The 22394-nt window shown below is 72.9% G+C and carries 20 protein-coding genes; 8 read left to right on the forward strand and 12 right to left on the reverse strand.

Annotated elements, in window-relative coordinates; genetic code table 11:
- Positions 1–162: 162 nt before the first annotated feature.
- The 5 genes from sucB to K7G59_RS06555 form a co-directional block, all read right to left on the reverse strand.
- Entirely contained in the window at positions 163–1947 is a 1785-nt protein-coding gene (gene sucB / locus K7G59_RS06535) for a 2-oxoglutarate dehydrogenase, E2 component, dihydrolipoamide succinyltransferase (protein ID WP_225831027.1), read from the reverse strand.
- A 61-nt stretch (positions 1948–2008) separates the two neighbouring features.
- On the reverse strand, positions 2009–3397 hold the full coding sequence (gene lpdA, locus K7G59_RS06540) for a dihydrolipoyl dehydrogenase (protein ID WP_225831029.1): 1389 nt from the start codon (positions 3395–3397) through the stop codon (positions 2009–2011).
- A 273-nt stretch (positions 3398–3670) separates the two neighbouring features.
- Positions 3671–5224 (reverse strand): leucyl aminopeptidase, encoded by a 1554-nt coding sequence (locus K7G59_RS06545; RefSeq protein WP_225831031.1) that lies wholly within the window; start codon positions 5222–5224, stop codon positions 3671–3673.
- A gap of 747 nt (positions 5225–5971) precedes the next feature.
- Entirely contained in the window at positions 5972–6580 is a 609-nt protein-coding gene (locus K7G59_RS06550; protein WP_225831033.1) for an RDD family protein, read from the reverse strand.
- Positions 6581–6627: 47 nt separating this feature from the next.
- The gene (locus tag K7G59_RS06555; RefSeq protein WP_225831035.1) at positions 6628–7434 is read right to left on the reverse strand and encodes an adenosylcobinamide-GDP ribazoletransferase; all 807 of its coding nucleotides are present in this window, start codon (positions 7432–7434) and stop codon (positions 6628–6630) included.
- Positions 7435–7495: 61 nt separating this feature from the next.
- Between K7G59_RS06555 and K7G59_RS06560 the strand changes: the two genes are divergently transcribed.
- Positions 7496–8260, forward strand: coding sequence for a hypothetical protein (locus tag K7G59_RS06560; protein WP_225831037.1), 765 nt, complete (start codon positions 7496–7498; stop codon positions 8258–8260).
- On the opposite strand, the gene K7G59_RS06565 is transcribed toward K7G59_RS06560, so the two are convergent.
- The 3 genes from K7G59_RS06565 to cobT all read right to left on the reverse strand — a co-directional run bounded on the left by K7G59_RS06565 (position 8200) and on the right by cobT (position 11979).
- Entirely contained in the window at positions 8200–8958 is a 759-nt protein-coding gene (locus tag K7G59_RS06565; protein WP_225831039.1) for a hypothetical protein, read from the reverse strand. The two genes, K7G59_RS06560 and K7G59_RS06565, sit on opposite strands and share 61 nt — an antisense overlap.
- A 10-nt stretch (positions 8959–8968) precedes the next feature.
- On the reverse strand, positions 8969–10765 hold the full coding sequence (locus K7G59_RS06570) for a phosphatidylglycerol lysyltransferase domain-containing protein (protein ID WP_225831041.1): 1797 nt from the start codon (positions 10763–10765) through the stop codon (positions 8969–8971).
- An 80-nt stretch (positions 10766–10845) separates the two neighbouring features.
- A complete protein-coding gene (gene cobT / locus K7G59_RS06575) occupies positions 10846–11979 on the reverse strand; it encodes a nicotinate-nucleotide--dimethylbenzimidazole phosphoribosyltransferase (RefSeq protein ID WP_225831043.1) in 1134 nt (377 codons plus the stop codon).
- A 133-nt stretch (positions 11980–12112) separates the two neighbouring features.
- On the opposite strand from cobT, the gene K7G59_RS06580 reads away from it, so the two are divergent.
- On the forward strand, positions 12113–13093 hold the full coding sequence (locus tag K7G59_RS06580; RefSeq protein ID WP_225831045.1) for a class I SAM-dependent methyltransferase: 981 nt from the start codon (positions 12113–12115) through the stop codon (positions 13091–13093).
- A gap of 191 nt (positions 13094–13284) precedes the next feature.
- Here the strand turns inward: K7G59_RS06580 and K7G59_RS06585 are convergent, their stop codons facing one another.
- The gene (locus tag K7G59_RS06585) at positions 13285–14487 is read right to left on the reverse strand and encodes a bifunctional adenosylcobinamide kinase/adenosylcobinamide-phosphate guanylyltransferase (protein ID WP_225831047.1); all 1203 of its coding nucleotides are present in this window, start codon (positions 14485–14487) and stop codon (positions 13285–13287) included.
- Positions 14488–14577: 90 nt separating this feature from the next.
- On the opposite strand from K7G59_RS06585, the gene K7G59_RS06590 reads away from it, so the two are divergent.
- Positions 14578–14787: a hypothetical protein gene (locus tag K7G59_RS06590; RefSeq protein ID WP_225831049.1), complete on the forward strand. Its 210-nt coding sequence runs from the start codon at positions 14578–14580 to the stop codon at positions 14785–14787.
- 104 nt (positions 14788–14891) lie between these two features.
- Here the strand turns inward: K7G59_RS06590 and K7G59_RS06595 are convergent, their stop codons facing one another.
- The 3 genes from K7G59_RS06595 to K7G59_RS06605 all read right to left on the reverse strand — a co-directional run bounded on the left by K7G59_RS06595 (position 14892) and on the right by K7G59_RS06605 (position 17505).
- Positions 14892–16001, reverse strand: coding sequence for a S1C family serine protease (locus tag K7G59_RS06595; protein ID WP_225831051.1), 1110 nt, complete (start codon positions 15999–16001; stop codon positions 14892–14894).
- Between the two features lie 56 nt (positions 16002–16057).
- Positions 16058–16795: a methyltransferase domain-containing protein gene (locus tag K7G59_RS06600; protein WP_225831513.1), complete on the reverse strand. Its 738-nt coding sequence runs from the start codon at positions 16793–16795 to the stop codon at positions 16058–16060.
- A gap of 83 nt (positions 16796–16878) precedes the next feature.
- Entirely contained in the window at positions 16879–17505 is a 627-nt protein-coding gene (locus K7G59_RS06605; protein WP_225831053.1) for a DUF3043 domain-containing protein, read from the reverse strand.
- 246 nt (positions 17506–17751) lie between these two features.
- Between K7G59_RS06605 and K7G59_RS06610 the strand changes: the two genes are divergently transcribed.
- The 5 genes from K7G59_RS06610 (at position 17752) to K7G59_RS06630 (ending at position 22392) form a co-directional block, all read left to right on the forward strand.
- Complete coding sequence (locus K7G59_RS06610) at positions 17752–18543, forward strand: PspA/IM30 family protein (protein WP_225831055.1); 792 nt, start codon at positions 17752–17754, stop codon at positions 18541–18543.
- A 33-nt stretch (positions 18544–18576) separates the two neighbouring features.
- Positions 18577–18855 carry a hypothetical protein gene (locus K7G59_RS06615; RefSeq protein ID WP_225831057.1) on the forward strand — a complete coding sequence of 93 codons (279 nt, stop codon included), beginning with the start codon at positions 18577–18579 and terminating at the stop codon, positions 18853–18855.
- 131 nt (positions 18856–18986) lie between these two features.
- Positions 18987–20219 carry a sensor histidine kinase gene (locus K7G59_RS06620; protein WP_225831059.1) on the forward strand — a complete coding sequence of 411 codons (1233 nt, stop codon included), beginning with the start codon at positions 18987–18989 and terminating at the stop codon, positions 20217–20219.
- Complete coding sequence (locus K7G59_RS06625) at positions 20216–20902, forward strand: response regulator transcription factor (RefSeq protein ID WP_225831061.1); 687 nt, start codon at positions 20216–20218, stop codon at positions 20900–20902. Before K7G59_RS06620 ends, K7G59_RS06625 begins: the two co-directional genes overlap by 4 nt.
- 254 nt (positions 20903–21156) lie before the next feature.
- On the forward strand, positions 21157–22392 hold the full coding sequence (locus K7G59_RS06630; protein ID WP_225831064.1) for a cytochrome P450: 1236 nt from the start codon (positions 21157–21159) through the stop codon (positions 22390–22392).
- Positions 22393–22394: the final 2 nt, after the last annotated feature.

Raw genomic sequence — 22394 nt, forward strand, 5'->3', positions numbered from 1 at the left:
CGTTTAGACAATACGGCCGGTTCGCTCCGGTGGAGGGGCTGGTGGGGGTGCTTTCACGCAGGTGAGACGAGCCTTACACGTGATGTGTGCCGACAGACACGAACGCGCCCCGCCCGGAGAGACTTCCGGACGGGGCGTTCGTACAGGCGAAAGAGCCCAGGGTCAGATGCCCAGCTCGACCTCGAACTCGCCCGCCTCCAGGATCGCCTTGACCGCCGTCAGGTAACGGGCCGCGTCGGCGCCGTCGACCAGGCGGTGGTCGTAGGAGAGGGTCAGGTAGGTCATGTCGCGGACGCCGATGACCGTGCCCTCCTCGGTCTCGATGACGGCCGGACGCTTGACCGTGGCACCGATGCCGAGGATCGCGACCTGGCCCGGCGGCACGATGATCGTGTCGAACAGCGCGCCACGCGACCCGGTGTTGGAGATGGTGAAGGTCGCACCGGACAGCTCGTCCGGGGTGATCTTGCTGGCCCGGACCTTGCCCGCCAGGTCGGCCGTGGCCTTGGCGATGCCGGCGATGTTCAGGTCGCCCGCGTTCTTGATGACCGGGGTCATCAGGCCCTTCTCGGAGTCCACCGCGATACCGATGTTCTCGGTGTCGAAGTAGGTGATGGTCCCCTCGGCCTCGTTGATCCTGGCGTTGATGACCGGGTGGGCCTTCAGCGCCTGCGCGGCGGCCTTGACGAAGAACGGCATCGGGGAGAGCTTGACGCCCTCGCGGGCCGCGAAGGAGTCCTTCGCCCGCGCGCGCAGCTTCATCAGGCGGGTGACGTCGACCTCGACGACCGACGACAGCTGGGCCTGCTCGTGCAGCGCCTTGACCATGTTGTCGCCGATGACCTTGCGGATGCGGGGCATCTTGACGGTCTGGCCGCGCAGCGGGGAGACCTCCAGCGCCGGGGCCTTCTTCGCGGCGGCCGGAGCAGCGGCGGCGGGGGCCGGAGCGGCGGCGGCCTTCGCGGCCTCGGCGGCGGCGAGGACGTCCTGCTTGCGGATACGGCCGCCGACGCCGGTGCCCGTGACGGTGGCCAGGTCGACGCCGTTCTCGGCGGCGAGCTTGCGCACCAGCGGGGTGACGTACGCGCCCTCGTCGGTCGCCTGGGCGGCGGCGGGGGCCGGGGTGACCGGAGCCGGGGTGACCGGAGCCGGGGCAGCCGGGGCCACCGGAGCCGGGGCAGCAGCGACCGGAGCCGGAGCCGGAGCGGGCGCAGCCGGGGCCGGGGCGGGCGCGGCCGGGGCGGCCGGAGCCGGAGCGGCAGCGACCGGAGCCGGAGCCGGGGCGGCCGGAGCCGGGGCAGCGGCGGGGGCGGCACCCGGGGTGCCGATGACGGCGAGCTTGGCGCCGACCTCGGCGGTCTCGTCCTCGCCGACCACGATCTCCAGCAGCGTGCCGGAGGTGGGCGCCGGGATCTCGGTGTCGACCTTGTCCGTGGAGACCTCGAGCAGCGGCTCGTCGGCCTCGACGGAGTCGCCGACCGACTTCAGCCAGCGGGTGACGGTGCCCTCGGTGACGGACTCACCGAGCGCGGGCAGGACCACGTCGGTGCCCTGGGCGCCGGAGGCACCCGCGGTGGCCTCGGCGGTCGGCGCCGGGGCGGGGGCGGCCTGCTCGGTGGAGGGGGCGGCCGGGGCCTGGGCGGCCGGAGCGGCCGTCGGGGTCGGCGCGGCCTCGGCGGCCGGAGCCGGCGCGGCAGCGGGCGCACCCGTGCCGTCGTCGATCACGGCCAGTTCGGCGCCGACCTCGACGGTCTCGTCCTCGGCGACCTTGATCGAGGCCAGCACACCGGCGGCGGGCGAGGGGATCTCGGTGTCGACCTTGTCGGTCGACACCTCGAGCAGCGGCTCGTCGGCCTCGACGCGCTCGCCCTCGGCCTTCAGCCAGCGGGTGACAGTGCCCTCGGTGACGCTCTCACCGAGCGCCGGAAGGGTTACGGAAACCGCCATGGTTTCGGTTGCTCCTTACGAATTACGGAAGTCTGTGTCGTCGCGCCCGTTGACCGAAGGCTCAGTCGTGGGAGTGCAGCGGCTTGCCGGCCAGCGCCAGGTGCGCCTCGCCGAGCGCCTCGTTCTGCGTCGGGTGGGCGTGGATGAGCTGAGCGACCTCGGCCGGCAGCGCCTCCCAGTTGTAGATCAGCTGCGCCTCGCCGACCTGCTCGCCCATACGGTCGCCGACCATGTGGACGCCGACCACGGCACCGTCCTTGACCTGGACGAGCTTGATCTCGCCCGCGGTCTTGAGGATCTTGCTCTTTCCGTTGCCCGCCAGGTTGTACTTGAGAGCGACGACCTTGTCCGCGCCGTAGATCTCCTTGGCCTTGGCCTCGGTGATACCGACGGAGGCGACCTCCGGGTGGCAGTACGTCACCCGCGGAACACCGTCGTAGTCGATCGGAACGACCTTCAGACCGGCCAGACGCTCCGCCACCAGGATGCCCTCGGCGAAGCCGACGTGCGCGAGCTGGAGGGTCGGGACGAGGTCACCGACGGCGGAGATGGTCGGAACGTTGGTCCGCATGTACTCGTCGACGAGGACGTAGCCGCGGTCCATGGCGACCCCGGCCTCCTCGTAGCCCAGGCCCTGGGAGACCGGCCCGCGGCCGACGGCGACGAGGAGGATCTCCGCCTCGAACTCCTTGCCGTCCGCCAGGGTGACCTTCACGCCGTCCTGGGTGTACTCGGCCTTCTGGAAGAAGGTGCCGAGGTTGAACTTGATCCCGCGCTTGCGGAACGCGCGCTCGAGGAGCTTCGAGCTGTTCTCGTCCTCGACCGGGACGAGGTGCTTCAGGCCCTCGATGACCGTGACGTCGGCACCGAAGGACTTCCACGCCGAGGCGAACTCGACGCCGATGACACCGCCGCCCAGGATGATCGCGGACTTCGGCACGCGGTCCAGGACGAGGGCGTGGTCGGAGGAGATGATGCGGTTGCCGTCGATCTCCAGGCCCGGCAGCGACTTCGGCACGGAGCCGGTCGCCAGCAGAACGTGGCGGCCCTGGATGCGCTGGCCGTTCACGTCCACGGAGGTGGGGGAGGACAGCCGGCCCTCACCCTCGATGTACGTCACCTTCCGGGACGCGATGAGGCCCTGCAGACCCTTGTAGAGGCCCGAGATCACGTCGTCCTTGTACTTGTGGACGGCCGGGACGTCGATGCCCTCGAAGGTCGCCTTGACACCGAACTGCTCGCTCTCGCGGGCCTGGTCGGCGATCTCGCCCGCGTGCAGCAGGGCCTTGGTGGGGATGCAACCCCGGTGCAGGCAGGTGCCGCCGACCTTGTCCTTCTCGATCAGGGCGACGTCCAGGCCCAGCTGAGCCCCGCGCAGGGCCGCGGCGTAACCACCGCTACCACCGCCGAGGATCACTAGGTCGAAAACGGTGCTGGCGTCGTTCGCCACGTCACGTCCTCCATGCATGTGCGCCGTGAGCCGGTCTCCGATGACCGGCAGGCGGCTGGTGTCCGGCCGCTTGATGCTTCGGCCCTTCGGTGGGGCCCTGTCCTGCCGGGCTCCATCTTTGCACTTGTCGGACGGGATCGAGACGCCGGGCTGGTGTGTGAGACGTCCCACGTTCCCCTGGAACGGACAGGGCCGGGGCGCGGGGAGCTGCGCGACCAGCCCCCGCGCCCCGGCAGCCGCCGTCCTACGGAACGGACCGCGTTCCCGGGCGGCTCAGCCCAGGTCACCCTCGGCCGTCAACTCCGCCAGCCGGACCAGCGTCCGCACCGCGGAACCCGTGCCGCCCTTCGGTGTGTACCCGAACGGGCCGCCCTCGTTGAACGCGGGGCCCGCGATGTCGAGGTGTGCCCAGGTGATGCCCTCGCCGACGAACTCGCGCAGGAACAGACCGGCGACCAGGCCGCCGCCCATCCGCTCGCCCATGTTCGCGATGTCGGCGACGGTGGAGTCCATGCCCTTGCGCAGGTGCTCCGGCAGCGGCATCGGCCAGGCCGGCTCGCCGACCTCCTCGGCCGCCTCGTACACCGCGGTGCGGAACGCGTCGTCGTTGGCCATGACCCCGAAGGTCCGGCTGCCCAGCGCCAGCATCATCGCGCCGGTCAGCGTCGCGACGTCCACGATCGCGTCCGGCTTCTCCAGCGAGGCCGCCCACAGCGCGTCGGCCAGGACAAGCCGGCCCTCGGCGTCGGTGTTGAGCACCTCGACCGTCTTGCCGCTGTACATGCGCAGCACGTCACCGGGGCGGGTGGCGCTGCCGGACGGCATGTTCTCCGCCAGCGCGAGCCAGCCGGTGACATTGACCTCCAGGCCGAGGCGGGCGGCGGCGACCACCGCGGCGAACACGGCGGCGGCGCCGCTCATGTCGCACTTCATCGTCTCGTTGTGCCCGGCCGGCTTCAGGGAGATGCCGCCCGAGTCGTAGGTGATGCCCTTGCCGACGAAGGCGAGGTGCTTCTCCGCCTTCGGGTGCGTGTACGACAGCTTCACCAGGCGCGGGGCCGCCGCCGAGCCGCCGCCGACGCCGAGGATGCCGCCGTAGCCGCCCTTGGCCAGGGCCTTCTCGTCGAGCACCTGCACCTTGATGCCGTGCTCCTTGGCCGCGGTCTGGGCGACGGCGGCGAACGCCTGCGGGTCGAGGTCGTTCGGCGGCATGTTGATCAGGTCGCGGGCGCGGTTCAGCTCCTCGCCGACCGCGACGGCGCGGGCGACGGCGGCCTTGTGGGCCGCGTCCCGCGGCTTGCCGCCGAGCAGCGTGGCCTCGGCGAGCGGCGCCTTGCCGTTCTTGCCCTTGCCGTTCTTGCCGTTCTTGCCGTTCTCCTTGTACTGGTCGAAGGAGTACGCGCCGAGCAGCACGCCCTCGCCGATCGCGCCGATGGCGCCGGGGCCGTCGACGGGCAGGGCGAACGCGGCCTTCTTGCACCCGACGAGGGCCCGGGCGGCGACGCCGGCCGCCTTGCGCAGCGCCTCGGCGTCGTAGCCGGCGTCACCGTCCTCGGCGGCCTCGTCGTCCGGCTCCGCGCCCAGGCCGACCGCCAGCACGAGCGGCGCCTTGAAGCCGGCCGGTGCGGGCAGCTTCGTCAGCTCGCCCTCGGCACCCGAGGCACCGAGGGTCTCCAGGACGCCGGCCAGCTTGCCGTCGTACGCGTTGTCCACGGCTTCGGCGCCAGGGGCGACGACGGGACCCTTGGCGCCCTTGACGACGCCGATGACGATCGCGTCGGCCCGGAGGCCGGGCGCCGCGGCGGTGCTGAGAGTCAGAGCAGTCACGGTGGTGAATTCTCGCTTCCGATGTGAAGTTGCTGTGGCCGAAGTGGTGTGGGTCGACCGGGCCCGAGAGCCGACCCTAGGTCCAGGCCTGGGGGCGTGTGGCACCGGGGCCTTCACCGTGTCGGCGAACACCCGGGACGAGACTACGCGCGTACGCCCGTTCGCTCATTCCTGCGGGCGTTCACCTGTCCTTGGCGTCGTCGCAACTTCCGCCCCCGGCGCACCGGTTGCCTGCGTCACAGTCGCCACGTTCCGATGGCCCACCGCCCGCCGACACATGTTTTCCACCGGTTGCGCGCGGGTTCACCCCCGGGACCCGTGGCTCACCGTGCGCACCGCTGGTGAGCGGCCACCGTCACCGCGACGGGCGGGACTGATCGGCCTGGGGCTCGCCGCGCCCGGCGCCGGAGCGGCGAAACGAGCCGCGTACCGACCTCGGAGTGCTGGTGGCCGACGACGGCGGCAGTCCGGCCGACGCGATCAGACGCCGTCCGCGCTCCGGCACGGCACCGCGCCTGGTACGGAACCCAGGGTTGCTTCTACGGCCCAGTGGCCTCGGGCACCGGCGACTTCCGGTACTACGGACGGCTGTCCACGGCGGCCCGGACCCTCGGCTGCGGCACCGCCGCCTTCCACCACGGCACCCTGCCGCACCCCGCGTACGCGGCGCTCGCCGGCCTCCTGGTCGCCTTCGAGGGTCCCTGGACGACGTACCCGCGCACCCCAGCGGTGCCCCGGCACGGGCACTCAGCCCTGGGGCGCGCTGCCCCACGGAGTGGATCCGGCCCGCTGAAACGCCCCCTCGACGCAGGTGCCGGCCAGCCGGTCCGCGAGGGAGCGGCGGCCGGGCAGGACGACCGTCAGCGCATTGCCGAGGAACAGCAGCACCGCCGCCGCCCACACCAGCACCGAGAGCACGAGCCGGCCCTCGATCAGCAGCACACAGGCCAGGGCGTAGACGGCGACGTCGGCGGCGGTGGTGACGGCGGCCCGGCGCAGGGCGTGGCGGGACAGCCGCGGGGTGACCCGCAGGCCGAGCAGGCCCTTGCCGAGGGTGCGGCCGAGCAGGCCGAGACAGGCCCACTGGTAGAGGAACGTCACCACGACCAGCGCCCCGAAGGCCTCCTCCACGTCCAGCACCGCCTTGTCCCACAGCGACAGACCGAGCGCCTCGGAGGCGTCGACGACATCGCCGCGCGAGGTCAGCAGGTCCAAGCCGCCCCTCGTCGCCAGCTCCGGCACATCGGTGACGAGGGCGGTGATCCGGTGGAAGGTGAACACGGCGAGCAGCCAGGCCACCGCCACCACCAGCCCGAAGTCGATCAACCAGGCCACGGCACGGCGCAGCTTGAGCACGGAAGTCCCCCGATCCCACCCGTCTTGTCCGTGTACGGCGGAGGATCCTAACGGCCGAAGGAGAGCACCACCAGCGCGGTCGTCGCGGCCGTCTCCGCGAGGGCGCCGAAGACGTCACCGGTGACCCCGCCGAAGCGGCGCGTGCAGTGCCCGAGGAGGAGTTCGGCCGCGCCGATCGCGCCGACCACGGCGAACGCGGCGCGCGCGCTCTCGAACCCGCCGGAGCAGGCGCCAGCCGCCCCGGCCGCTGCGACCACCGCCCCCGCCACGGCCAGCGCCGCGCCCCGGGGCACCACCCCGGCGACCGCCGCGCCCAGCCCCTCCGGGCGCGCCGCGGGCACTCCGGTGCGGGCGGCCAGGGTCAGCGCGAGCCGGGCGGCGGCCGCCGAGACGACGGCGGCCAGCGCGCCCCGCGCCCACGAGTCGCCGTACGCCCGCGCCAGCGCGGCCACCTGGGCCAGCACCACGAGGACGAGGGCGAGCACCCCGAACGGGCCGATGTCCGACTGCTTCATGATCCGCAGCGCGTCCTCGGCGGGCTTGCCGCTGCCCAGTCCGTCAGCGGTGTCCGCGAGCCCGTCCAGGTGCAGGCCACGGGTGAGCACGGCCGGTACGGCGGCGGAGGCGACGGCGGCGAGCAGCGGACCGGCGCCCAGGAAGAGCAGCAGCAGCCCGGCGCCGGCCGCACAGCCGCCCACGACCACTCCGGCCACCGGCGCGCCCAGCATGCCGCCGCGCGCGGCCTCCCGGTCCCAGCGGCGCACCGGGACGGGCAGCACGGTGAGCGTGCCGAAGGCGAAGCGCAGGCCGTCGAGGAGCGAGGCAGAACGCGAGGTCGAAGGGGTCTCGGTCACCGGCGCAGGGTACCGGGCGGTGCGCAGTGCCCCTCCCCGCCCCCGGGGATAAAGTGCGCACATGGGGCACTGGTTGCAGCGGAACATCGTCGAGCCGGGCAAGCTGCCCCTGCTGCTCGCCCTCGCCGCCTTCATGCTCACCTTCCTGGTCACCCGGGTCATCACGCGGCTGATCCGGGCCGGCAAGGGGCCGTTCGGGAACGTCAAAGCGGGCGGGCTGCACATCCACCATGTCGTCCCCGGAGTCGTGCTCACCATCGTGGGCGGCTTCGGTGCCGTCGCCTCCGGCCGGCATGGTCCCGGCGGGGCCGTCGCCGCCGTCTTCTTCGGCATGGGGGCGGGTCTCGTCCTGGACGAGTTCGCGCTGATCCTGCACCTGGACGACGTCTACTGGAGCGAGGAGGGCCGCAAGAGCGTCGAGGTGGTCGTGCTCACCGCCGCCCTCGTCGGTCTGCTGCTCGCGGGGTTCGCCCCGTTCGGCGTCAACGACCTGTCCCAGGAGGAACTCCAGAGCCGCGGCACGGTCATCGGCGACATCGCCGCGAACTTCGTCTTCGCGGTCGTCGCGCTGAGCAAGGGAAAGACCCGCCTGGCCGTCTTCGGGGTGGTCGTGCCCCTCATCGCCCTCGTCGGCGCCGTCCGGCTGGCCCGCCCGGGCTCCCCGTGGGCCCGCCGCTTCTACGGCCGCCGCCCCCGCGCCCGCGCCCGGGCCGTCCTGCGGGCCTACCGCCACGACCTCCGGTGGGCCGGGCCGAGGCGCGCCTTTCAGGACTGGATCGGCGGCAAACCCGACCCGCGCCCGGCGCCCCCGTCCCTCCGCAGGTGACCGATCCGCGGCTGGTGCCCGTAGGGGTACCGGTACCGGTGGCGACATCGGTGGCGGTGCCGCACCGCCACCGCCAGGCACAGGGTGCCCACGGCCATCAGCGCGGCCAGGTGCTCCTTGCCCGCCAGGTTCTCCTTCACCAGCACCTCGACCACCATGGCCGACGTCACCGCACCCGCCGTGACGTAGGCGCCGTACCACCAGCCCAGGAACACCGCGAGACCCACCACGGCCGCCGACGGGCCCGTGTCCACCACCTGCGCGTCCGTCCCGGGCAGCCCGAAGGGGGCGTGCGGGCCGAGCGCGATGCCGACGCGCGCGTACAGCGTCCCGGTGAGCGTGGCGACGTACCCGATGGCCAGCGTCCGCCACCAGCCCAGGCACACCTCGGCGATCCCGAACACGAACAGGATCTGCGCCAGCGCGCCCCACACCGGCAGATCCAGCGCCGGGACGAACAGCGACAGGGGAGTGCGCAGCAGGGCCAGCACCAGCGGGTCCTCGGCCCGTACGGCGCCCAGGTCCTGCACGGCCCGGTAGCCCCAGGGCTGGTTCTGCACGAAGTGCAGCAGCGCCGTCAGGACCACCACCGTGATCGTCATCGGGACCGCACGCGGGCCCCGTTTCGCCAGGGGCTCGCGCACGGTGACGTACAGCAGCCCCCACTCGGCGCGGGCCCACCGGGCGAGCGTCCTCATCGGGCGTCCCTCATCTGTGCGTGTCCAGGTGCCTGCGGTGCAGCCACTTCGGCAGGCCCGGCGCCTCCAGGAACCCCTCGGCGCGGGCCGACGCGAGGCCGATGCGCGGCAGGTCCGCGCTCTTCTCGAAGAGCAGGAACCGCGGCTCCCAGATGGGCCGGTACTTGGCGTTGGCGCGGTACAGCGACTCGATCTGCCACCACCGCGAGAAGAAGCTGAGCAGTGACCGCCACAGCCTGAGCACCGGACCGGCACCGAGGCGCGCGCCGCGTTCGAAGACCGACCTGAACATCGCGAAGTTCAGGGAGACCTGCGTGATCCCGATCTCCTGGGCCCGGCGCAGCAGTTCGATGACCATGAACTCCATCAGCCCGTTGTCGGAGTCCCGGTCGCGCCGCATGAGGTCCAGCGACAGCCCGTGCGGTCCCCACGGCACGAAGGACAGCAGCGCGCGCAGCCGGCCCTCGGCGTCCGCGCACTCCAGCATCACGCACTGTCCGTCCTCGGGATCCCCGAGCCGCCCCAGCGCCATGCTGAAGCCCCGCTCGGTCGCGCCGTCCCGCCAGTCGTCCGCACGCTCGACGAGATACGCCATCCTGTCCGCGGGGATGTGCTCGTGCCGCCGGATCCGCACCTCGTACCCGGCCCGCTTCACCCGGTTGTACGCCTGCCGGACGGTACGCATCGCCCGCCCCTCCAGCGTGAACTCGGCCACCTCCACGATCGCCTCGTCGCCCAGCTCCAGGGCGTCCAGACCGTGCCGGGCGTAGACGGTCCCGGCCTCCTCGCTCGCCCCCATCACCGCCGGGATCCATCCGTGCGCCCGCGCCTGTGCGAGCCACGGCGCGATCGCCCCCGGCCATGCCTCCGGATCCCCGATCGGGTCCCCGGAGGCGAGGCTGACCCCGCCGACGACGCGATAGGCGACCGCCGCCTTCCCGGTCGGCGACCACACCACGCTCTTCTCCCGGCGCAGCGCGAAATAGCCGAGCGAGTCCCGGTCGCCGTGCCGCCCCAGCAGCTCCCGCAGCCGCTTCTCGTCGTCCTCGGTGAGCGGGTCGACGGCGCGCCGGGAGCGGAACGCGGCGTAGAGCACGGCGAGGACGAGGGCCGTGCTGAGCACGTTGATCGCCACATTGGCCCAGTTGGGCGGGTCGATCCCCGGGAAGCGGGACTCCTCGGCGGCCACCGACACCAGCCGCAGGGTGCCGTAGTGCCAGCGCTCCAGGAAGGTCGAACGGCCCGCGTCCGGCGCCTGGTTGGTGACCGTCACCAGCAGCCCCGCCAGCAGCGAGGCGAGCAGTCCGCCGCCGACGGCGACGGACGCGGCGAGTCGCGGGTTGGACCGGTCGCCCTTGGCGTAGAACTCCTGGCGGCCGACGAGCAGCGCGCCGACGAAGGCGGCCGTCAGCGCCAGCGAGATCCAGTTCTGCGCGTACTGCCGGATCTCCGGGAAGGCCATGGCGAACGCGAACAGGGCGAGGAAGGCCCCGCTGAGCACGAGGTTGAGAATCCACGCGGCCCGCTTCCTGCGCCGCATGGTGATCGCCAGGAACGCGGTGAACACACCGGAGGCGAAGCCGGCCGTCAGCAGATACGGCGTGAAGAAGTTCTCCTGGTTGTGCCGGCGCACGTCCTGGCCCAGCGAGACCCATGCCGCGCTGAGGAAGTTGACGAAGGCGACGGCCCGCAGGTACCAGACGGCGACGGCGGCGGCTCGCCGGGAGGCCCCGCCGCGCCGCCGCCGTCGCTCACTCGACCGTTCAGGTTCGGCTCGCTGTTCCACGGCATTTCGGGCATCTCCCATAGGGGAGGATCATATGGGTGCCCTTCTCCCGAACGGTGCTAATTGCCCGGCGGGCCTTGCCGGGACAGCGCACCGCCCGGTTACTCCTGCTCGGTCTCCGGCTTCCGCTCGGTCTCCGGTTCCTGCTCGGCCTCCGGCTCCTTCTCGGTCTCCGGCTCCTTGCCGGTCTCCGGCTTCTCCGGCAGTTCCGCCGCCAACGCGGCGGCGGCCCGCACCAGCGGCAGCGCCAGCAGCGCGCCGACGCCCTCGCCGACCTTCACGCCCTGGTCCAGCAGCGGCTCCAGGGCCATCCGGTCCAGCGCCTTGGCCTGACCCGGCTCCCCGCTGTCGTGCCCGGCGAGCCACCAGTCCGGTGCCCGGAACGCCACCCGCTGCCCGACCAGCGCGCACGCGGCGGCCACCACCCCGTCGAGGATCACCGGCAGCTTCCGTACCGCACACTGCAACAGGAACCCGGTCATCGCGGTCAGATCCGCCCCGCCGACCGTCGCCAGCAGCTGCAACTGGTCCCCGAGCACCGGCCGCGCCCGGCGCAGCGCGTCCCGGATCGCGGCGCACTTGCGCATCCACGTCAGGTCGTCGATCGCGAGCCCGCCCCGCCCGGTCACCACGGACGCGTCGGTCCCGCACAGCCCCGCGACCAGCACCGCCGCCGCCGTCGTCCCGCCCACGCTCACGTCGCCGAGCACCACCAGGTCGGTCCCCGAGTCGGCCTCCTCGTCGGCGATCGCGACACCCGCCCGGAACGCCGCCTCGGCCTCCTCCAGGGTCAGCGCGTCCTCGATGTCGATACGACCGCTGCCGCGCCGCACCCGGTGCCGTACGACATCCTCCGGAAAGGCGTCCGGCGCACAGTCCACGGCCATGTCCACCACCCGCACGGGCACTTCGAGCCGCCGCGCGAGCACCGCCACCGGGCTGCCGCCCTCCAGCACGGCGCGCACCAGCTGCCCGGCGCTGCCCGCGGGCCGCGCGGAGACGTCGAGGGAGGCGATGCCGTGGTCACCGGCGAAGAGGACCACCCGCGGACGTTCAACGGGCCGTACCGGTACGGCGCCCTGCGCGGCGGAGAGCCACTCGCCGAGTTCGTCGAGGCGCCCGAGCGACCCGGGCGGCACCATCTGGCGCGCCCGCCGGGTCTCGGCGTCACGGCGCACGCCCCCGTCCGGGCGCTCGATCAGATCGGTGAAGTCGTCCAGATTAAGCCTGCTCATTCGCCGAACAGTACCGGGCGGTGGACGGCCGTCTCCGCGCACATCGCCACCACACCCGCACGATGTCTTTGCACCCGGGGCGGGTATCCCATACGTTCCGCTTTGCAGCGGAATGTCGCACAGGGAGCCGCCCATGCCCCCCTCGCCCTCCACGCCCTCCGCCCCGCAGGCCGCCGACCCGTTGTACGAGCCGCGCCGCGAGGACTGTCCCTGGTGCGGCTCCGGGCGCCTGCGCACCCGGCGGCGCGGCTCCGACCCCGGCCGGCGCGACCCGGGGTCGCTCGCGCTGGACGAGTGCGGCGACTGCGGGCACGCCTTCCGGAACCCCCGGCTCACGACACAGGGGCTCGCCCTACGCCTCCGGGACCTCCCCGAGGGCCACCCGGAGGACTTCGCCGAACGCCTCCTGCGCGCGGGGGAGGTGCGCCGCCGGCACCGGGCCGCGGCCCGCGCGGTCCTGCCCCTGTGCGAGCCCGAGAGCTGGCTGGACATCGGCACCGGGTACGCCCGCTTCCCCGAGACGGCGAAGGAGGTCTTCGCCTACACCTCCTTCGACGGCCTGGACCCCACCGGACGCGTCGAGGAGGCCCGGCTGGCGGGACGCGTCGAAGAGGCCCACCGCGGCCGGCTCACCGACCCCGGGGTGCGGGCCCGGCTGCACTCCCGCTACGACGTCGTGAGCATGTTCCACCACCTGGAGCACGCCCCTGACCCGCGTGCGGAACTGCACGCGGCCCTCGGCGCGCTGCGCCCCGGCGGGCACCTCCTCGTCGACGTTCCCGACCCGCACAGTGCGTTCGCGACGCTGCTGGGCCCGTGGTGGCCGCCCCACGGCCGGCCGAGCCACCTGCACCTGATGCCGCTGGACAACCTCCACGCGGAACTGAAGACCCAGGGCTGCACGATCGTCACCACCGACCGCAGGGCCGCGCACCTCCCCTACGACCTCTCGGCGGCCCTCTTTCTGGCGCTGGCCCACACCCACCGCGCCGTACGCACGACGGCGGCCCCGGCCCTGGCCGCGGCCGCAGCACTGGACCGCAGCCTGGCCCCGCTCCTGCGCCGCACCCGCTTCTCGAACGCGTACCGGGTCATCGCCCGCAAGCCGGCATAGCCGCCGCCGGCCGCCGCTGGCTGCCGCGGCGGCACCGCGCCGTCGCCGCCGAGCGGCCCCTGCCCGGCACCGCGGCACCGGGCGCCTGTCCGGCGTCGCGGCACCGGGCGCCTGTCCGGCGTCGCGGCACCGGGCGTCTGTGGCGTCGCGGCACCGGGCGCCTGCCCGCCACCGCGGCACCGGGCGTCCGCTCAGCCCCGGAGCACCAGCGCCTGACCCGCCACCACCAGCAGCACCTGCTCGCACTCCGCCGCGAACGCCGCGTTCAACCGGCCCAGTTCGTCCCGGAACCGCCGCCCGGAAGGCGTCGTCGGCACGATGCCCGAGCCCACCTCGTTGGACACGGCGACGACGGTCCGCCGAGTCGTCCGCACGGCCTCCGTCAGCTCCCGCACCCGCACCCGCAGCGCCTTCTCCCCGCCGCCCGCCCACTCCGCGTCGTCCCACGCCCCCACGGCGTCCATGGCGTCCGCCAGCCACAGCGACAGGCAGTCGACCAGCAGCGGCGGCCCGTCCTCGGCCAGCAGCGGCACCAGGTCGGTCGTCTCCGCCGTATGCCACGACCCCGGCCGCCGCTCCTGGTGCGCGGCCACCCGCTGCGCCCACTCGGCGTCCCCGCTGCGCGTCCCCCCGGTCGCCGCGTACAGCACGTCCGGGAAGGCCTCCAGGCGCCGCTCGGCCTCCACCGACTTCCCCGAGCGCGCCCCGCCCAGCACCAGTGTCCGCCGCGGCACGTCCGGCACCTCCTCGTACGCGCCCACCACCAGGGTGGTGCCGTCCGCCACCGCTCGTGCCCCGGCCGCCGCCAGCCGCCGCTGCAACTCCCTTCCCTGCGGCACGTCGTGGTCCAGGTGGACGGCCACGACGTCCGTCGTCGCCGTCAGGGAACCCACCGCGCGCAGCCGGGCCAGCGCGTCCGGGCGGCCCACGACATCGGCGAGGACCATGTGGTACGTCTCCGCGCGTGCCTCCTCCAGACCGGCCGGCGACCCGCCCGGCGGCAGGTACAGCAACCGCTGCCCGTCCGGTCCGGTCACCGCGTACCCGGTGCCGCCCGCGTCCATCGGCACGGCCCGTACCCGATGCCCCGTCAGCAGCGCCAACTCCCGCCCGTCCGGCACCCGCCCCGGCTGCGGCAGCCCGGCCGGCACCTCCACCGCGGGTCCCTCGTGCGGATGCGACAGCAGTACCTGCGCCACCCCGCCCAGCGAATGCCCGGCCCGCGCCGCCGCGAACGCCACGCCGGGCGTGAGGTCGAGCAGCAGCGCCCCGTCCACCAGCACCGCGGTCGACGCCCGCGCGTGGGGCCCGAGCGTCGTCGCGCAGACGGCGCAGGGGCAGTCGGGGCGGGGCAGTCCCGCCGGGGCTCCGGTACCGAGCAGAGTGATTTCCACGAACCGATTTTCACTCGTTTTCAACTGTCCCTGCAGGTCTTGCGCATCCGACTAGGCTCTCAGCAGGCGTTGGATCACAAGGAGGCCCACATGACGGCATGGACGTGGCGGTTCGAGAAGGCCGACGGGACGGAGGTCCAACCCGCGGTGCAGCCGGAGGAGTTCACTACGCAGGGGGACGCCGAGTCCTGGATCGGGGAGCAGTGGAAGGCGCTGCTGGAGGGCGGCGCGGACCAGGTGCGGCTGTTCGAGGACGGCACCGAGATCTACGGCCCGATGAGCCTGCACGCCGATGCGTAGGGCCCGGCCGGGCGCGTGGCGCCGAGCGGGCGTGTGAGGGCCTGACGGGGCCGACGGGGGTGAGGAGGAGGGCCGGGTGCCCCCTCCTCACTGCTCGCCCGGCGTCACTGCTCGCCCAGCGTCACCTGCACCGTCTTGGTGCCGCCGTTGCGCTGGAACGTCACCGAGGTCCGCTGCCCCGGCCGGTCCGCCGCCAGCGCCTCGGAGAGGGAGGTGAGGGTGGTGATGGGGTGGTCGCCGAGCCCGGTGATGATGTCCCCGGGCCGCATCCCCGCCCGGTCGGCCGCGCCGCCGCTCTTCACCTCGACCACGGCCACCCCGGCCGGCCGGTAGCTGTCGTCCACGACCGTCCGCGCGGTGATGCCGAGCGCGGCCCGCCCCGAGTCGACGACCTTGCCCTTCTTGACGATCTGACCGGCGATCGTCCTCACCGTCGACGCCGGGATGGCGAACCCGATGCCGGCCGCGCTGCTGCCGAGGCCGGGGTCGGTCGCGGCCAGTGTCGGGATGCCGATGACCTGCCCGGCCAGGTCGACCAGGGCGCCGCCGCTGTTGCCGGGGTTGACGGCGGCCGACGTCTGCACCATGTTCGCGATGGTGGCGCCCGTACCTCCGTCGGTGCTGGTCTCGCTGACGGTCCGTCCGGTCGCGGAGACGATGCCCTCGGTCACGCTGGACGACAGCCCGAGCGGCGAGCCCATGGCCAGTACGATCTGGCCGACCTCCACCTTCTCGGAGTTCCCGAACACCGCCGGCCGCAGCCCGGCCGGGACCTTGTCCAGCTTGACCACCGCGAGATCCTGCTCGGGGTAGGAGTACACCAGGCTCGCGGTGAACGGCTCCTCGCTGTTGGCCGTGGTGACCTTGAAGGTCTTCTCCGCCCCCACCACGTGCGCGTTGGTGACGATGTGCCCCTTGCCGTCGTACACCACCCCGGAACCCAGCTCGTTGCTCGTCTGGATCTGCACGACCGACGGCAGGGCCTCCTTGATCACCTTCAGGTACTGGCTCTGCAGGTCGCTCGCGGCCATCGGCACGGCCGGCTGGGTCGTCTTCGGGGAGGACTGCCGGGCCGGGGTCGCGGAGGTGCAGCCGGCGGCGAGGGCCGCGCAGCACACGAGCGCGGCGGCCCCGGCGACCCCGCGCGGTGCACGGGTGACCTTCCGTGGGGCACGGGTGACCTTCCGTGGGGCTCGGGCAGGGGAAGCGTCCATGTCCCGAGTCTCACCGCAGAGTGATCGACCGGCCCGCGGTGTTCCCCTGAACGGGCTCAGCCACGCACCCCGCACAGATGCAGCAGCGCGGCCACCCGCCGGTAGGGGTCCGTGCGGCCGGCACGCTCCTCGGCGGCCAGCAGGGTCTCCAGGCAGGCGGGGAGCGGCGCGTCGTCCGGTGACGTGTCGGTGAAGACCCGTACGCCGTACCAGGCGTGCAGCGGGGCCCCGATGCCGTCGAGCGTGGCCGTGAGGGTGGCCAGCCGCTCGGCGCGCACGTCCGGGCCCACGCGGACGGGGGTCTCCCCGTCCGCGTCCGTGCGGGAATGGGGGACACAGGCGGCGGTGCCGAAGCCTGCCAGGGCGCCCGCCCAGTCCCCGGACAGGCCGGGCCGCATCGCGAGCGCGTCGCCGTTGCGCACGAGGAGGGACAGCAGCCCGCCGGGGGCGAGCACCCGGGCCAGACCGGCCACCAGCGCGTCGGGCTCCTCGACGTACATCAGGACGCCGTGGCACAACACCACGTCGAAGCTGCCGGGCAGGAAGTGCACCCCCGTGTCCCGCCCGTCGCTCTGCACCAGCCGCACCCGCTCGCGGATCCCCTCCGGCTCACGGGCCAGAGCCGCACGCGCGGCGGCGATCATCGTCGCGTCCTGCTCGACGCCCGTCACCTGGTGGCCGAGCCGGGCCAGCCGCAGTGCCTGCGTGCCCCGGCCCATGCCCACGTCGAGCACCCGCAGCCGCTGCCCGACCGGGAACCGCGCGGCTATCTGCTCGTCCAGCTGCCGGGCCACCAGCTCCTGCCGCACGACATCACGCAGCCCGCCCAGCCCGTCCAGCCACGCACCGGCCGCGCCGCCCGTGAAAGCGTCTGTGCTCAGGGCCGCTCTCCGCGCTTGACCTGTGGCTTCGGCAGCCGGAGCCGGCGCATCTGGAGGGAACGCATCAGGGCGTAGGCGACCGCGCCCTTCCTCTCCCGGTCCGGGAAGCGCTCGGCCAGCCGCTTCTTCAGCCGGAAGCCGCTGACGGCCGCGTCGAGCACGATCAGCACGATCACGATCAGCCACATCAGCAGCGCGATCGTCTGCACCTGCGGCACCCGCACCACGGTCAGCACGAGGATCACCACGGCGAGCGGCAGGAAGAACTCCGCCACGTTGAACCGCGCGTCGACCCAGTCCCGGGCGAACTTGCGGACCGGGCCCTTGTCACGGAGCGGCAGATAGCGCTCGTCGCCCCCGGCCAGCGCAAGGCGCTGGCGCTGTAGCTCCAGGCGGCGCTCCTCACGCTGACGCTTCGCGGCCTCCTTGCGGTTCGCCGGCGTCACGGCGAGGCTGCGGCGCTGAGATTGGGCCTCACTGCGCTTGGGCGTGGGCCTGCCCTTCTTGGCCTGCGGGTCACGGGGCTGCTTGGAGTCGGTCACCACCGCCTTGTCGGCGGGGGCCTTCTCTTCCTTGGCACGGCTACGGAACACAAAACCCAAGGGTACGGGCTGCACCGGCATGGACCCCAGCCGACCGGGGAACGATCCGGCAACACCGGACGTCTGTAGGGGGACAGAGGGGACGTTCCGGCAAGGGGACCGCAGGGGATCACCTACTCCCTGGGCCGGAGCGGCGCCGTTCGTAGTCGTCCTCGGGGATGAGCGCATCACTCCCCGAACAGTGCGGTAATGGAGGCAGGGCCCGTACTGTGGTCCTGTCGCAGGATCTGTGAGCTGGAGTCCGTCAGAAGGGGGCGCGCGAAGCCCATGAGCGGTGTCATGAAGCGTATGGGGATGATCTTCCGCGCGAAGGCGAACAAGGCCCTTGACCGGGCCGAGGACCCGCGCGAGACCCTGGATTACTCGTACCAGAAGCAGCTGGAGCTGCTCCAGAAGGTGCGCCGCGGCGTGGCCGACGTGGCCACCTCCCGCAAGCGCCTGGAGCTCCAGCTCAACCAGCTGCAGTCGCAGTCCTCCAAGCTGGAGGAACAGGGCCGCAAGGCACTGGCGCTGGGCCGCGAGGACCTGGCCCGCGAGGCGCTGAGCCGGCGCGCCGCCCTCCAGCAGCAGGTGACCGACCTGGAGACGCAGCACACGACCCTCCAGGGCGAGGAGGAGAAGCTCACCCTGGCCGCCCAGCGCCTGCAGGCCAAGGTGGACGCCTTCCGCACGAAGAAGGAGACCATCAAGGCCACCTACACCGCCGCCCAGGCCCAGACCCGCATCGGCGAGGCGTTCTCCGGCATCTCCGAGGAGATGGGCGACGTCGGCCTCGCCATCCAGCGGGCCGAGGACAAGACCGCCCAGCTCCAGGCCCGGGCCGGCGCCATCGACGAGCTGCTCGCCTCCGGCGCCCTGGACGACCCCTCCGGCATGGCCAAGGACGACATCCAGGCCGAGCTGGACCGCCTCTCCGGTGGTACGGATGTAGAGCTGGAGCTGCAGCGCATGAAGGCCGAGCTGGCCGGAGGCGCGCCGCAGCAGGCCATCGAGGGCGGCACCGGCCGGACGCAGTCCCAGCAGCAGCCGCAGGACACCCCGCGCTTCGACAAGCAGTAGCCCGGCGCCGGGACGCGAGCCGAGGAGGCCGACGTGATCGTTCGGATCATGGGGGAAGGCCAGGTGAGACTGGACGACGCCCACTTCGCCGAGCTGAACGAGCTGGACGACGAGCTGCTGGAGGAGGTGGAGAGCGGCGACGAGGACGCCTTCCGGCGCACACTCGGCACGCTCCTGGACGCCGTCCGGCGCCTGGGCACCCCCCTGCCGGACGAGGCTCTGGAACCCTCCGAACTGATCCTCCCGGCCCCCGACGCCTCGCTGGAGGAGGTCCGGGAGATGCTGGGCGACGAAGGACTGATCCCCGGGTAGCGACTCCCCGGCTCACCACCGGCCGGGGACGGACAGCCCGGCCGGCACCAGAGGCCCGGGCTCCTCGCGGGCCGACCGGCGGGGGGGCAACAGCCCCCCGGGCAGCCTCCCAGGCCTTACTGTCGAGGACCGTGAGCACACTCGAAAGAGCCCGGTGCGGCCTGACGGCCCACCCGGCGGCACTGAACGTGGCCGTCGCCGCGGGCGTCCTCGTGTGCATGGTGGCCGGATCCTTCGTGGATCCCCGGGGCGAGAACGGCGTCACCTGGGGCGTACGCACCCCCGATGCGCTCAGCCTCCTGCTGATGGCCGTCGGCGCCGCGGCGCTCGTCTTCCGCCATCGCGCGCCCAAGGCGGTCCTCGCCGTCACCGGCACGGTCTCCGTCGTCGAGTGCGTCACCGGCGACCCACGCGCCCCGGTCGCCATGTCCGCGGTCGTCGCCCTGTACACGGTCGCCTCGACCACCGACCGCACCACCACCCTCCGGATCGGCCTGCCCACCATGACCGTGCTGACGGGCGCCGCCATGCTGGGCGGCCCGCTGCCCTGGTACGCCCAGGAGAACCTCGGTGTGCTCGCCTGGACCGGCATCGGCGCCACCGCAGGGGACGCCGTGCGCAGCCGCCGGGCGGTCGTCCAGGCCATGCGGGAGCGCGCCGAACGCGCCGAACGCACCCGCGAGGAGGAGGCGCGCCGCCGGGTCGCCGAGGAGCGGCTGCGCATCGCGCGTGATCTGCACGACGTCGTCGCCCACCACATCGCCCTGGTCAACGTGCAGGCCGGGGTCGCCGCCCACATCATGGACAAGCGGCCCGACCAGGCCAAGGAAGCCCTCGGCCACGTCCGCGAGGCCAGCCGCTCCGCGCTGAACGAACTCCGGGCCACCGTCGGCCTGCTCCGCCAGTCCGGCGACCCCGCGGCCCCCACCGAACCGGCCCCGGGCCTCGCCCGCCTGGAGGAACTCGTCGGCACCTTCCGCAGCGCGGGCCTGCCCGTGGAGGTGGTCCGCGCCGACCAGGGAACCGAACTCCCGGCCGCCGTCGACCTGGCCGCCTACCGGATCATCCAGGAGGCCCTGACCAATGTGCGCAAGCACGCGGGCCCGGAGGCGAAGGCCGAGGTCAGCGTCATACACGTCGGACCGGACATCGAGGTCACGGTCCTGGACGACGGCTCGAACGACCGCCCGGAGCCCGTGACCGCCCCCGAGGCCGGCGGCGGTCACGGGCTGCTCGGCATGCGGGAGCGGGTCGCCGCCCTCGGCGGCACCCTGACCACCGGGCCCCGGTTCGGCGGCGGTTTCCGCGTCCATGCGATCCTGCCGGTCAAGACCCGCACGACGGCCTCGGGGGAGCCCGTATGACGATCCGCGTTCTCCTCGCCGACGACCAGGCGTTACTGCGCAGCGCGTTCAGGGTGCTGGTCGACTCCGAGCCGGACATGGAGGTGGTCGGGGAGGCCTCCGACGGTGCCGGGGCGGTCCGCCTGGCCAAGGAGCAGGGCGCGGACGTCGTCCTCATGGACATCCGGATGCCCGGTACCGACGGTCTCGCCGCCACCCGCCTGATCAGCGCCGACCCGTCCCTCGGCCACGTCCGCGTGCTGATTCTGACCACGTTCGAGGTCGACGACTACGTCGTCGAGGCGCTGCGCGCGGGAGCCTCCGGCTTCCTCGGCAAGGGCAGCGAACCGGAGGAACTGCTCAACGCCATCCGGGTCGTCGCGGCCGGCGAGGCCCTGCTCTCCCCGGCCGCCACCAAGGGCCTGATCGCCCGCTTCCTCGCCCGGGGCGGCGACGGCGACGGCGACGGCCGCAACCCCGCCCGCTCCGCCCGGCTCGGCGCGCTCACCGGCCGCGAGCGCGAGGTCCTCGTCCAGGTCGCCGGCGGCCATTCCAACGACGAGATCGCCGAGCGCCTGGAGGTCAGCCCGCTGACGGTGAAGACCCACGTCAACCGGGCCATGGGCAAGCTCGGCGCCCGGGACCGGGCACAACTCGTCGTCATCGCATACGAGTCGGGACTGGTACGCCCGCGGCTGGACTGACCTCTCCGACTGACCTCCTCCGCCCGAACCGCGCGCGCGGAAGCGGGCGTTGCTCGCGGAAAGGTGCGCCGTCCCCTGGACCGGCGACCAGGCAGGCGTACCTCCTCGTCTTTGGCCGGGCATACGGATCCTGGCCTCTGGGCGGAAGACAAACCCACAGTCGGTCGGTGATCATTGAGTCCGATCGTGCGGGCGCAGCCTGCCGCCTCCGGCGGAAACGGCGAACGCCCGAAAACAGGAGGACAGCGCTTCCCATGTCGCACGAAACTTCCGCCGCAGAGCTCTTCGACCCCATGTCCCCGGAGTACACCGCGTGCCCGTACGCGGCGTTCGCGCGTGCCCGAAAGGAACAGCCGGTCGCCCACCAGACCGCGCTGGACGAATGGATCGTCACCGGACGCGCGGAGATCGAGGCCGTCCAGCGGGACCACGAGCACTTCACGAGCCGGTACAACCTCGACGGCTCCTATCCCTTCTGCCCCGAGGCGAAGGCGATCCTGGACGACTCCCTGTTCTTCCGGGTCGCCCTCTACAACGTGGACCCGCCGGCCCACACCCGGTTCCGCAACCTGATCAGCGAGTACTTCACCCCGCGCGCCCTGCGGCGCCGTGAGGAGTCGATCCGGGCGATAGCCAAGCGGCTCGTCGCCGGCATCGCGGCGAAGGAAGGCTGCGACCTCCTCAAGGAGTTCGCCTACCCGCTTCCGATGACGGTGATCTGCGACATCATCGGCATCCCGGAGGAGGACCGGGCCACGGTCAAGCAGTGGAACAACGAGTGGCTCGCCCTGCAGGTCGTCCCGCTGCCGCCGGAGCAGCAGGTGCACTGCGCCGGCAACGTGGTCGCCTACGAGAAGTACGTCCTCGGCCTGCTCGAGCAGCGCCGGCAGGAGCCCGCCGACGACCTGCTCACCGAACTGGTGCGGGCCGCCGCCGCGGACGACCCGGTGTGCACGGTCGAGGACGCCGTGGTCGCCCTGCGCGTGATGATCGCGGCAGGCCACGAGACCACCACCAACCTGATCTCCAACGCGGTCCACCAGCTGCTGAGCGAGCGCGAGTTGTGGGAGCAGCTCGTCAAGAACCCGGACCTCGTCGGCGCCGCCGTGGAAGAGGCCCTGCGTTTCGACTCCTCGGTGATGGGCGCGCCCCGCGTCGCCACCAAGCCCCTGCGGGTCGGTGACACCGAGGTCCCCGAAGGAGCCCGGCTGCGCGTGATGTTCGCCGCCGCGGGACGCGACCCGGAGTGGGTCGACGACCCGGACACCTTCCGCCTCGACCGGCAGGGCCCGCCGCGTCACCTCGGCTTCGGCCACGGCATCCACTTCTGTGTGGGCGCCTCCCTCGCCCGCCTGGAGTCCAGGATCGCCCTGGAGACGCTGGTGGAGGCGCTGCCCGGACTGCGCCTCGCGGACGGCTTCGAACCCCGCTACCTGCCTGGTGGCTTCGTCTTCAGGGGTCTCGCCGAGCTGCCCGTCACCTGGTCCTGATC

Origin of the sequence: Streptomyces sp. NK08204, assembly GCF_020400585.1 — a bacterium.
Classification (GTDB): Bacteria; Actinomycetota; Actinomycetes; order Streptomycetales; family Streptomycetaceae; genus Streptomyces.

Coding starts and splice junctions, on each gene's coding strand:
- sucB (WP_225831027.1), bottom strand. CDS start 1,947: ATGGCGGTTTCCGTAACCCTTCCGGCGCTCGGTGAGAGCGTCACCGAG.
- K7G59_RS06565 (WP_225831039.1), bottom strand. CDS start 8,958: ATGAGGACGCTCGCCCGGTGGGCCCGCGCCGAGTGGGGGCTGCTGTAC.
- K7G59_RS06590 (WP_225831049.1), top strand. CDS start 14,578: ATGACGGCATGGACGTGGCGGTTCGAGAAGGCCGACGGGACGGAGGTC.
- K7G59_RS06560 (WP_225831037.1), top strand. CDS start 7,496: ATGGGGCACTGGTTGCAGCGGAACATCGTCGAGCCGGGCAAGCTGCCC.
- K7G59_RS06580 (WP_225831045.1), top strand. CDS start 12,113: ATGCCCCCCTCGCCCTCCACGCCCTCCGCCCCGCAGGCCGCCGACCCG.
- K7G59_RS06570 (WP_225831041.1), bottom strand. CDS start 10,765: ATGGGAGATGCCCGAAATGCCGTGGAACAGCGAGCCGAACCTGAACGG.
- K7G59_RS06595 (WP_225831051.1), bottom strand. CDS start 16,001: ATGGACGCTTCCCCTGCCCGAGCCCCACGGAAGGTCACCCGTGCCCCA.
- cobT (WP_225831043.1), bottom strand. CDS start 11,979: ATGAGCAGGCTTAATCTGGACGACTTCACCGATCTGATCGAGCGCCCG.
- K7G59_RS06610 (WP_225831055.1), top strand. CDS start 17,752: ATGAGCGGTGTCATGAAGCGTATGGGGATGATCTTCCGCGCGAAGGCG.
- K7G59_RS06625 (WP_225831061.1), top strand. CDS start 20,216: ATGACGATCCGCGTTCTCCTCGCCGACGACCAGGCGTTACTGCGCAGC.
- K7G59_RS06630 (WP_225831064.1), top strand. CDS start 21,157: ATGTCGCACGAAACTTCCGCCGCAGAGCTCTTCGACCCCATGTCCCCG.
- K7G59_RS06605 (WP_225831053.1), bottom strand. CDS start 17,505: ATGCCGGTGCAGCCCGTACCCTTGGGTTTTGTGTTCCGTAGCCGTGCC.